This window comes from Streptosporangium sp. NPDC006013 (assembly GCF_040614275.1).
GTDB lineage: Bacteria > Actinomycetota > Actinomycetes > Streptosporangiales > Streptosporangiaceae > Streptosporangium.
In genome coordinates this window covers 1-11262 of record NZ_JBEXUE010000334.1, presented here as the reverse complement: position 1 = coordinate 11262, position 11262 = coordinate 1, and the positions used below count along the sequence as shown (strand labels likewise).

At 69.5% G+C, this 11262-nt stretch carries 10 protein-coding genes; 6 read left to right on the top strand and 4 right to left on the bottom strand.

Annotated features, from left to right (window positions below):
- Window positions 1-6: 6 nt before the first annotated feature.
- The 4 genes from ABZ260_RS36060 to ABZ260_RS36045 form a co-directional block, all read right to left on the bottom strand.
- Window positions 7-396: a polyprenyl synthetase family protein gene (locus ABZ260_RS36060; RefSeq protein WP_355626566.1), complete on the bottom strand. Its 390-nt coding sequence runs from the start codon at window positions 394-396 to the stop codon at window positions 7-9.
- A gap of 113 nt (window positions 397-509) precedes the next feature.
- On the bottom strand, window positions 510-1895 hold the full coding sequence (locus tag ABZ260_RS36055; protein ID WP_350923524.1) for a family 2B encapsulin nanocompartment shell protein: 1386 nt from the start codon (window positions 1893-1895) through the stop codon (window positions 510-512).
- 534 nt (window positions 1896-2429) lie between these two features.
- Window positions 2430-3611, bottom strand: a complete 1182-nt coding sequence (locus ABZ260_RS36050; protein WP_355626563.1) for a glycosyltransferase family 4 protein — start codon at window positions 3609-3611, stop codon at window positions 2430-2432.
- Window positions 3608-4489 (bottom strand): sulfotransferase, encoded by an 882-nt coding sequence (locus ABZ260_RS36045; protein ID WP_355626561.1) that lies wholly within the window; start codon window positions 4487-4489, stop codon window positions 3608-3610. The genes ABZ260_RS36050 and ABZ260_RS36045 overlap by 4 nt, the downstream gene beginning before the upstream one ends.
- Window positions 4490-4652: 163 nt before the next feature.
- On the opposite strand from ABZ260_RS36045, the gene ABZ260_RS36040 reads away from it, so the two are divergent.
- The 6 genes from ABZ260_RS36040 to ABZ260_RS36015 all read left to right on the top strand — a co-directional run bounded on the left by ABZ260_RS36040 (window position 4653) and on the right by ABZ260_RS36015 (window position 10953).
- On the top strand, window positions 4653-5516 hold the full coding sequence (locus ABZ260_RS36040) for an NAD(+)/NADH kinase (protein WP_355626559.1): 864 nt from the start codon (window positions 4653-4655) through the stop codon (window positions 5514-5516).
- A gap of 526 nt (window positions 5517-6042) precedes the next feature.
- Window positions 6043-6447 (top strand): GntR family transcriptional regulator, encoded by a 405-nt coding sequence (locus ABZ260_RS36035; RefSeq protein WP_355626557.1) that lies wholly within the window; start codon window positions 6043-6045, stop codon window positions 6445-6447.
- Window positions 6444-7331 (top strand): ABC transporter ATP-binding protein, encoded by an 888-nt coding sequence (locus tag ABZ260_RS36030; protein ID WP_355626555.1) that lies wholly within the window; start codon window positions 6444-6446, stop codon window positions 7329-7331. The genes ABZ260_RS36035 and ABZ260_RS36030 overlap by 4 nt, the downstream gene beginning before the upstream one ends.
- Window positions 7328-8371 carry an ABC transporter permease gene (locus ABZ260_RS36025; RefSeq protein ID WP_355626553.1) on the top strand — a complete coding sequence of 348 codons (1044 nt, stop codon included), beginning with the start codon at window positions 7328-7330 and terminating at the stop codon, window positions 8369-8371. Before ABZ260_RS36030 ends, ABZ260_RS36025 begins: the two co-directional genes overlap by 4 nt.
- The gene (locus ABZ260_RS36020; RefSeq protein ID WP_355626551.1) at window positions 8368-9786 is read left to right on the top strand and encodes a S41 family peptidase; all 1419 of its coding nucleotides are present in this window, start codon (window positions 8368-8370) and stop codon (window positions 9784-9786) included. The genes ABZ260_RS36025 and ABZ260_RS36020 overlap by 4 nt, the downstream gene beginning before the upstream one ends.
- A gap of 12 nt (window positions 9787-9798) precedes the next feature.
- Window positions 9799-10953, top strand: a complete 1155-nt coding sequence (locus ABZ260_RS36015; protein ID WP_355626549.1) for an alpha/beta hydrolase — start codon at window positions 9799-9801, stop codon at window positions 10951-10953.
- Window positions 10954-11262: the final 309 nt, after the last annotated feature.

The window sequence follows — 11262 nt, the reverse complement described above, 5'->3', positions numbered from 1 at the left end:
AACGCATCACTGACCTCCGTGAGGGGTGGCGACGACCTTGCTCTCCAGGTACTCCTCGTGGCGGCGGGTCCGGTCACCGTCCATCACGTCGTCGTGCAGCAGGGAGAAGTCGTGCACCAGCTCGACCGCCGCCGCCGGTCGAAGCGCCAGGGCCGCGGCACCCCCGACGGCCTCGGCTGACAGCAGGGCCAGCGCGGGACGGAGCGCCTTGCCCCCACCGGTCGCGGACGGCCGGCCCTGCTCGTCCCACCAGCCGAAGTGATAACCGGCGATGCGCCTCATCGGGGCCGACAGCCTGTCGATCGCCGGACGCAGGGTCGCCTCGACCATGTTCCGGCTCCAGGTCAGCACCTCGTCCGCGGACCGCCCGTCCGTCCTCATCTCAGTGGTCGTCATCCTTGCTCTTCCTAACTCGGCCGTTCCAAGAAGCGATGCGGCCAGCACGGCCGAGGTGCCGGGCCCGGGCGGGCCCGCGGGAAACGCGTCCGTCAGGACCGGGGACTCCGGCCTTAGTGGCCGATCTCGACGTCTTCCAGGATGCCGAGCGCGTCGGGCACCAGGACGGCCGCGGAGTAGTAGGCGCTGACCAGGTAGGAGATGATCGCCTTCTCGCTGATGCCCATGAACCGGACCGACAGGCTGGGCTGGTACTCGTCGGGGATGCCGGTCTGGTGCAGGCCGATGACGCCCTGGTTGTCCTCGCCGACGCGCAGGGCCAGGATCGACGTGGTGCGGGTGCCGGTGATGGGGATCTTGCTGCAGGAGAAGATGGGGACGCCACGCCAGGCGGGCACCCCGCTACCGCCGACGTCGACGCCCTGCGGGTAGAGCCCGCGCGCGTTGCACTCGCGGCCGAAGGCGGCGATGGCATGCGGGTGTGCCAGGAAGAAGCTCGTGCTCCGGCGGCGGCTGAGCAGCTCGTCGAGGTCGTCGGGGGTGGGCGGCCCGCTGCGGGTGTGAATCCGCTGCTTGAGGTCGGCGTTGTGCAGCAGCCCGAACTCGCGGTTGTTGATCAGCTCGTGCTCCTGCCGCTCGCGCAGCACCTCGATCGTCAGCCGGAGCTGCTGCTCGACCTGGTCCATCGGGTCGTTGTAGAGGTCGGCCACCCGGCTGTGCACCCGCAGGACCGTCTGCGCGACGCTCAGCTGGTACTCGCGCGGGCTGAGCTCGTAGTCGACGAACGTGCCCGGCAGGTCGGCCTCTCCCGCATGCCCGGCGGCCACCTCGACGGCGGCCTCGCCGTACTTGTTCTGCGGCCCGCTGGTGGCGGTCTCCCGCCGCCGCAGATGGGCCTGGAGCTCCTCGGAACGCTCGGCCAGCTCCAGGAACGCGTGCCGGGGCAGGACCATCGCCGTGCCGCTGGTGACCGCCCTCGCGGTGAACGACCACTCGCCGTCCGTGCCGACCAGCGTCTCGTCGCCGAAGTGGTCACCCGCGGCCAGCACCGTCAGCACGATCTCGTCGCCGTACGGCCCGGTGCCGACCTTGTTGACCTTGCCGTGCGCGATGAGCACCACCTCGTCGGCCGGCTGCCCCGACTCCGCGAGCACGTCGCCGGCCCGGAACTCCCGCTGGACGAACCGGCCCGCCAGCGCGTCGAGGGTGTCGGAGTCGTCGAACCCGCGCAGCAGGGGCAGCTCGCACAGCTCGGCGGGGATGACCGCCACCTGCGATCCGGCATTGGTGAAGCTCACCCGCCCGTCGCCGATCGTGTAGGTCAGCCTCCGGTTGACGCGGTAGGTGCCGCCCGACACCTGCGTCCAGGGAAGCATCCGCAGCAGCCACCGCGAGGTGATCTCCTGCATCTGGGGAGTCGACTTGGTCGTCGTCGCCAGGTTACGCGCGGCGTCCGTACTCAGACTCAGCTGCGACCGGCCAGCCTCGAACTCCGTCACAACACACACCACCGATCCGTGCTCGTACCAACAGGGGAAGCGAAGACATGAATCAACCAGGAGGAAACGTCAGTCAACCGCGACAGAAACGGCAAAATACTGACCTCCCGATGCGCGGATCCGAATTCGACCCGCCATCATGGACGCCTCAATTTTGAGTTGCCCTTAAATATATTGTCAAGCATTGAATACGATCGAGCCAACAATAAACAAAGACTCCATCGTCAAATGCCCGAAAAATATTGAATGTCTTATTCTCGACGCCACCCAGGCCCGTACCGGAGTCCCGGCAGGCCGCGGATCCGCCTCGATTCCCCCTGTCTGCCAGGCCGGCTGATATTTCTCATCTCAGCCACGCACCCGTCATTCGCCAACAGAACCGGGAAAACGCCAGGAAGCACCCACGATTGGCAGGGCCCGCGGCATGGAGGTCACCTTCATCCCGCAGGCACCCTCGCAGCAGGGCGCCGACAGGCACTAAAGAATGGATTTTTCGCTAAATTCACGAGAAGCGAGGGAAGCCAGCGGATCAGGTCAGCCTGACTGTTTCGGTCCTCGGTCCAGCAGTTCGGCGAACAGTTTCTCCCAGAGCGGCATGACCGTTTCGGGGGTGTAGTCGTGCGCGGCGACGGCCGCGGCCGCTCCCATCCGCCGCCGCAGCTCCCTGTTTTCGATGAGCCGGACCATCGCCGCCGCCAACGCGTCGATGTCGCGGGGAGGGACGAGCAGCCCGTCGACCTCGGGGGTGAGCACGTCGGCCGGGCCGGTCGGGCAGTCGAAGGCCACCACGGGCAGCCCGTGGGTCATCGCCTCGATCATCACCATCGGCAACCCCTCGAACCGCGAGCTGAGGACGTAGAAGGAGGCCCTGGCCAGTTCCTCGTCGAGACGATCGGTCCGTCCCATCAGGGTGACGTTGTCCCCCAGCCGGTACTCCTTCAGGAGCGCACGCAACTGCCCCTTCTTCTTGCCGGTGCCGTAGATGCGCAGCCGCCAGTCCGGGTGACGGTCCACAACCTGCCGGAACGCGGGAATCAGCAGGTCGAAGCCCTTCTGCCCGACCAGCCGCCCGGCCGCGACCACGAGCCTGTCGTCTTTCCTGGAGGGTGTCCGGCGCACGGAGCCGACCGCGTTGGGGACGCGCTCGACGCGCGTGGCGGGCAGGAGCGCCTGGTACTCCCTCCTGTCGGTCTCGGTGAGCACGACCACCGCGTCCAGCCTGCCGTAATGGCGGCCGATCTCCGAGCGGACCGCCTCGGAGTGGGTGGCCAGGTTCATGTGCTCCTGCCCGACCTTGACGACGCTCGCGGGAGCACGGCGGGCCGAGATGAGGTTCAGGGCGGGGCGGGTGGTCACCAGGACGCCGTCGGTGAGCGCGGAGACGTAGTCGATGACGGCCCGCTCCACGCGTTCGGTGAAGTAGGAGGCCGCGAACTCACCGGCGGGCACGATCCTGCCTCGGATCCACCGCCACACCCGCCGCCCCATGGAATCGACGGGCCTGCCCTCACGCTGGTCCGACAGCGTCAGGAGACGGATGCGCGGGTCGATCTCGAACTGGGGTCTCTCCTGCCGCCGTACCACGCTGACGATCTCGACCTCATGGCCTGCCGCGGCCATCGCGTTCGCCTGGTTGATCACCGTGCGGATCGTCCCGCCCATGCCGTACGCGTGCAGCAGCAGGTAGCGGATCCTCGTGGTCTCCGGCGCCGTCATGTGGGCTCCGTGACAGGCGGCAGATATCCCCAGCTCTCGCACATCGGCCGGAGCGAGTCGGGTATCTCCTCTGGCCCCGGCAGGTCGCGCCCGGGCTGCACCCGTCCCGACCGGATCTTGTCCTTCCAGTCGCCGAGCCCCTTCTCCAGCACGGTCTGCTCGCCGTAGGCCAGCATCTCCGGCTCCCAGGGAACTCCCAGAAAGTCGCAGACGCGGCGCGCCTCGGCCTCGGGGTCGGCGGTCAGGTCCTCGTAACGCACGGTGCACCCGCTGAGTGCCCCCCGCGCCCGCTGCACCGCCTTCATGTAACGCAGGGCGTCGAGTGCCGCCTCCTCCGGCGTCCGCCTGCCCGCCCCCGCCTCGTACCACGACCTGGCGATGGACACCGGGTGGCGCAGCAGGAAGACGAATCTGGCGTCCGGCCAGCACGCGGCGACGCGCCGGTAGGCGAAGGCATTGGCCGGTGTCTTGTCCACGAAGAACGTCTTGCCGCTCCCGACCAGCTCGCGGTGGAGCACCCGATCCCACAGCAGGTGTTCCAGGTCGGCCCGGTTGTGGCCGAGCGCCTTCATCGCCCGCTCCGCCAGCGAGGTGCCGAACTCCACCCTCAGCCTCCGCACATGCGGCTCGTGCGGGGCGTGCAGCATGGAGTGGGCGTTGAGCATCGCCCGCAGGAGCGTGGAGCCGGACCTCACCGGCGAGAGGACGAAGACCGGCGCCACCAGCAGCCGGTCGACTTTCGGGTCGGCGGGCGGACCGAACGGCTCCTCCGCGGCCGGGGCCCCCGCATCCGCCGACGAACCGACTTTTCCTACTCGATTAAGCTGGAATCCGGTAAGCCTGACAAGGGCGTCGTTGGCCTTACGCTGCCACTTCATGCCCAGGCAGGCTACCCATCTTTCCTGGCATTTCACTGTGTGTTCAGTTTGGAACACCCCCCGTTCCCGCCGGGCCCCGGCGAGTACCGGGCCGCGGGCGGGTGGCAGCGCGCCGGGGTTTCACCGCGCTGGACCGACGGCGAATCGCCGTACAGTGTGAGCCATGGGGATGGTCAAGACCGTGGGACTGGTTCTGCACCCGCAGCGCGATTCGAAGGTGGCCATCGACACGATCGTGGAGTGGGCCCGCGCCCGCGGCGTCACGGTGCTCGGGCTGCCCGACGAGGTCGGGCGCATCGACTGCAGCGCGGTGTCCGTCGACGGCGCCACCCTGGTCGACCGCGCCGACCTGCTCGTCAGCCTCGGCGGCGACGGCACGATGCTGCGCACCATGCGGCTCATCTCGGGGCGGCGGACTCCGATCCTCGGCGTCAACCTCGGCAAGCTGGGGTTCCTCGCCGAGATCGACGTCGACGAGCTGCCCTTCGCGCTGTCGGCCATCGACGACAACGCCTACACGGTCGAACCCCGGATGGCGGTGCGGGCCACCCTGCCCGACGGCACCTCGGTGACCGCGTTCAACGACATCGCCCTGGTGCGGATACCGGGCCACGGGCTGTCCGCGATGTCGATCACCGTGGAGGGGCATCCCTTCGTGCGTTACGCGGCCGATGCGGTGATCGTCGCGACCCCCACCGGGTCGACCGCCTACAGCTTCTCCGCGGGTGGCCCCATCGTGTCGCCGACGGTCGAGGGCTTCCTCGTGGTCCCGGCCGCGGCGCACTCGTCGTTCAACCGGGCCCTCGTGCTGTCGGCGGACGAGCGGGTCGTGCTCGGCCTGTTGCCGGCGAGCGGCCGGCTGGCCCTGGAGGTGGACGGCGCGGTGGGCGCGCACCTGTCGCCGGGGGACGAGCTCACCGTCACCGCGATGCGCGCCGCCGCGTGGGTGGTCCGGCTCGGCACCACGAGCTTCTACGAGCGTGCCCGCCGCAAGCTCCGCGTCAACGGGAGCGCAGAGGTCGACTAGGCCCCCGCCCCCGCGATGACCGGTGACGACGCCGCGGCCAGAGAAGCATCCCGCCTCGCGGCGGCCGGCCACGTCGCCGGCCGCCGCGCAGGCGAGCCAGGCCCACGTCGTCAAGGAGATGCGATAGATCCGCTTGGGTGCCTCGCCGATCCCGGCTGAGCGCGGATAGGCCTCGACCGCGTCGTCGTACGCCTCGGAGCGATCCTGGCCGAGGGGGATCACGTCGGCGGTGCCCGCGCTCATCATTTCCAGCCTTCTGCTCTGCCGCGGTGAGCGCGTACACCTCGACCTCGGCCACCGAGGAAGGCGGTACAGGTCAGCACGGCCGCGATCATGAGCTTGCCGCAGTGAACCCGGCATTTGCCGCAGCGGTCGTTCGGCGAGGCAGGGGAAAGATCTGCCCCCGGCGTAGGGCTGCGGTCAGGCCGAGGAGCGATGGGCCGCTTCGGCTGCCGGGCGATACCGGGACAACGATCCTTATGATCCTTTAACATGCAGAAGTCTAAAGTACTAGGAAGCTAGATAAATGGAGAAGCCAGTGATCGAGTTCCATCTGGACGGCAGGTCGGGTGTTTCGCCGTACCTGCAGCTGGTCCAGCAAGTACGGCATGCGCTACGGCTGGGCCTGCTGCGCGAAGGCGACCAGCTGCCGACCGTCAAGGAGGCCGTGGCGCAACTGGCGATCAACGCCAACACCGTGCTCAAGGCCTACCGGGAACTCGAGCACGAGGGCCTGGTCGCCGCCCGGCCAGGGGTGGGGACGTTCGTGACGGCGACGCTCGCCGACACCTCGCTGGCCGCGCACGGCCCGCTGCGCCTGGAACTGCAGCGCTGGCTGGCCAAGGCCCGCCGGGCCGGCCTCGACGAGGAAAGCATCGAGGCCCTCTTTATGACCACCTTTCGGACCACCGCTCAGGAGGACATAGCGTGAACGCTGTCCTACAGGCCCAGGGACTGGGCAAGAAATACGGCAGGCGCTGGGCGCTGCGCGAGTGCACCATCGACATCCCGGCGGGCCACGTCATCGGGTTGGTGGGCCCCAACGGAGCCGGCAAGACCACGCTGCTGAAGCTGGCCAGCGGCCAGCTCGAACCGACGGCGGGCGGCATCACCGTGCTCGGCGGCCGGCCCGCCGGCGGCCCCGCGCAACTGGCCAAGGTCGGGTTCGTCGCCCAGGACACCCCCGTCTACGCGGGACTGACCGTCGCCGATCACCTGCGGTTAGGAGCACGGCTCAACCCCCGCTGGGACGCCACCGGGGCGCGGGAACGCGTTGCGCAACTCGGTCTCGTCCCCACCCAGCGGGCCGGCAGGCTGTCGGGCGGCCAGCGCGCTCAGCTCGCCCTCACCCTGGGTCTGGCCAAGCGGCCCGAGCTGCTGATCCTGGATGAGCCCGTGGCCTCGCTCGACCCGCTGGCCCGCCGCGAGTTCCTGCAGGGGCTGATGGAGGCCACCGTCGAGCATGAGTTCAGCGTGGTGCTCTCCTCCCACCTGGTCTCCGACCTGGAACGGGTCTGCGACTTCCTGATCGTGCTCGTCGACTCGCGCGTGCAGGTGGCCGGGGAGGTCGACAAGCTGCTGGCCACGCATCACCGGCTCACCGGCCCGCGCCGCGATCCCGATCGGCTGCCCGCCGACCAGCACGTGATCTCCGCGCGTCACACCGAGCGGCAGAGCACGTTCGTGGTCCGTACCGACGCCCCGATCCACGATCCCGCCTGGACGGTCAGCCGGCTCAGCCTAGAAGACCTCGTCCTGGCCTACATGGACAAGCGCACCACGGACCGGCGAGTCGCCCTGGAGGTGCAGCGATGATCTGGCTGACCTGGCGCCAGTTCCGCGGCTCGGCCGCGACGATGGCCGCCCTGCTCGTCATCCTCGCCACCGCCCTGGCCCTGACCGGCCCCGGCTTGGTCTCCGACTACTCCGCCGGGATCGCGGCCTGCACCCAGGACAACACCTGCGACCGCTTCTACGACCACTTCTTCGGCGGGCACGAGACCTCGTTCATGGCCCTGACTCTCGTCGTGCTGCTCCTGCCCGCCCTCGCCGGGCTCTTCTGGGGAGCACCGTTGATCACCCGCGAGCTGGAGGCGGGCACGCACCTGATGGTGTGGAACCAGAGCATCACCCGCAGCCGCTGGCTGGCGGTCAAGCTCGGGCTCATGGGCTTGACCGCCGTGGCCGTCGCCGGCCTGTGCGGCCTCATGGTGACCTGGTGGTCCGACCCTCTGGACAAATCAGCCGCTGAGAACTTGGCCCTGATGGCTCCCCTGGTGTTCGGCGCGCGCGGCATCGCCCCGATGGGGTACGCGGCCTTCACCTTCGTCCTTGGCGTGACCGTGGGCATGCTGGTGCGCCGCACGCTGCCCGCCATGGCCCTCACTCTGGCCGTCTTCGCCGCGTTCCAACTCGCCATGCCGCTGCTGGTCCGGCCCCACCTGATGCCCCCGATCACCTCGACCTTCGAGCTCGGCAAGACGAACGTGGACGGCATCGGTATAAACCGGGACCGAGGCGGATATGTGGAGATTCAACTGAGGTCGGCCGTTCCCGGCCACGCGGGCGCCTGGGTCCTGTCCGCCAGCCTGGTCGATCCGTCCGGACGTACGCTCGGCACCGGCGGCGAAGGCGCCGTCCCGGTCTCCACCACGTCGGGCCCCTGCGCACCGTCGGCGGGCGGCGGGGACGGCTGCATAGTCGAGATCAACCGGCTCGGCTACCGGCAGCAGGCGACCTACCAGCCCCTTGAGCGCTTCTGGCCCTTCCAGTGGACCGAGACCGGAATCTACGCCCTGCTCACCCTCGGCCTCACCTGGTTCTGCTTCTGGTGGATCCGCAGGCGCCTGTCATGACCGTCATCAGGACCGCGGCCGCCGGGCTCGCCCTCCTCCTCGCAGCGGCCTGCACGGCGCCGGCGCCGCCGCGCAGCGAGGCGAGCACGGCAGCCGGTACGGTCTGCGCAGCACCCCGGGGAGCTCCAGGGGCGGAGACGGCCACCACGATCGACGTCATCGAGCAGGCGTACTTCTGCATCCTCGGCAACTACTACAGCGGCGCCACGCTGGACGCCCGCTCGTTGCTGACCGCCGGATTCGTCGCCCTGACGCAGGAGCTCAACCGCAACGGGCGCGACCTGCCCGAGGCGGGCATGCCGGCGCTGACGGGTGACCGGAAAGCCGACTGGACCGCTTTCGAAGCCGTCTACCGCAAGATCACCGATCGGGTTCCCGACCTGCGCGACAAGCTGGCCGTCGGCACCCTTGAGGCCATCGTGGCCGCCCTCGGCGACAACCACGCCCGCTGGGCACACGACGTCAAACGGCCGCCGGACTACTACGACGGTGACGGCTACGGCCTGGGTTTCCAGGCGAACGTCAACGGTCCGCAGGTGGGCGGCAACCCCGGCGTCGCCCTCCCTCCGCTGTTCGTCACCACCGTGCAGGGCGGCGCGGCGCGGGCCGCCGGACTGCGCCCGGGCGACGTCATCGAATCGATCAACGGATCGGCGCCCTTCGTCGACGGCAAGGCCACCCCCGCGATCGCCGTCCTCTACCCCGAGTACCCCGACGCGCGCCCGGTGCGGCTGCGGCTGCTACGACAGAGCACCGGCCGCCACTGGAGCATGACGCTCAAGCCCGGCCTCTATCAGCGAGATCTGGCCGCCCTGCAAGTGGTGCAGTCGAAGCTGCTGGACGACGGCATCGCCTATGTACGGTTGCGCGGGTTCGCTCCCGACTCCGCGAACAGGGTCTTCAAGGCGATCTCCAGGCTGCGCACCGGCCGGACGCTCACCGGCGTCGTACTGGACCTGCGCGGCAACGGCGGCGGCAGCCCCACGGAGGCGACCCGGCTGGTGAGCGCGTTCACCCATGGAAAGGCCACCGCCTACCTGTGCACCGTGGACGCCAAGTGCGAGACCTTGTGGACCGACAACACCGTCGAGCTGCTCGATCTGCCGCTGATGGTGCTCACCGACCGCAGTTGCGCCTCGGCGTGCGAGCACTTCAGCTCCGCGGTCAAGGACCTGCGCCTCGGCCGGCTGGTCGGCACCAGAACCGCCGGCGTCATCTCCGGCCCGGCGCAGCCGTACCTGCTCGGCAACAACACCAGCCTGAGCTTCCCCGCCAGGCACCACCTCGGGCCCAACCGCGAGGTGATCGACCGGATCGGCGTGCCGCCCGACCACCACGTGCCCCTGACCCCGAAGGACGCGGCCGCCGGACGCGACCCCGCGCTGGCCAAGGCCCTGACCTTGCTGAACAAGTGAAGGGACCTCTCGATGAGACAGATCCTGGCAGTCGCCGCGGGACTGGTCGTCCTGGCCACGTCCGCCTGCTCCGCGCCCACGCCGCCCCGGTCCGCTGCCCCGTCGGCCACGCCGACCGGCCCCGCCACCCTGCCCGCCCCCACAGGCGCCCATCTGGTCGGCACCACCGCCCTGTATCTGAAGGACGCCTCCCGCCCCGATCCCTGGAACCTCGACGTCGACGCCAGGGAGCTCAAGGTCACCCTGTGGTATCCGACCGAGCAGCGAGACGGGCAGCGGGCGCCGTACATGACGCCGAAGGAGTCGGAGCTCACCCTGAGGCGCTTGGGGATCGGGGGCGTGCCGAACGACACGCTCAGCAAGACGCGAACCAACGCCATCAAAGACGCCGAACCCGCGGGCCGGAACCTGCCGCTGGTGGTGATCTCCCCCGGCTTCACCAATCCGATGATCACTCTCACGTCCCTGGCCGAGGACCTGGCCAGCCGAGGGTACATCGTGGCCGGCATCGACCACACCTACGAGAACTACGCCACCACCTTCCCCGGCGGGCGGGTCGCCGAATGCCTCGCCTGCGACAGCGACACGGACCCGGGCTTCGGCACCGGGGTGGTCCAGGGCCGGGCGGCCGACGTCTCCTTCGTCCTCGACCAGCTCCCATCGAAGTGGGACGGCGCCGGCCTGATCGACCGCTCCAAAATCGCGATGGCAGGCCAGTCGATGGGCGGGGCCGGCGCCATGGCGGCCATGCTGAAGGACTCCCGGGTGCGGGCCGGGATCGACATGGACGGCACCACCTACGCCCGCATCCCCAAGAGCGGGTTCTCCCGGCCGTTCATGTTCCTGGGTTCGCCGCAGCACGTCCCCGGCGGTCGCGACACTTCGTGGGAGCGCGACTGGAAGCTGCTGACCGGGTGGAAGCGCTGGCTCGTGCTGACGGGCTCGGAACACCAGTCCTTCACCGACGCCCCGCTGATGGCCGGCGCCCTCGGCATCACGCCCACCGCCGGCGTCCTGCCCGCGGCGCGCGCCGCCGAGCTCACCCGCACGTACGTGGCGGCCTTCCTCGACCAGCACCTGAGGTCGCGGCGGCAGCCCCTCCTGGACAAGCCGTCATCGCGCTACCCGGAGATCAGGTTCTGCCCCGCGACATGCGGACAATCCTGAGGCCCTGTGCACCCTGAAGCCGTCGGGGGATGCCGACTCCTCGGACAGGAGGCTCTGAAGCCCACCGGCCGACACCCCGGAGCGGTTCCGCGCCCACGGGCCAGGCCGTCTTCTGTGGCGAGGATCCCGGTCGGCCCGGCTCGGTGTCCGCGAGAACGGCGTGCCGGACTTCAAGGGCCCCGACACAAGCGGCTACACGACCAGCGGGAACCGCGCTAAGCGCCTATCCAGAAGTTCTGCGCGTAACCGGGCGTGAGATCGCCGGGGCGTGAGGGCGTTGACACGGGCCTCGCCGGGGGTTGGATCGAG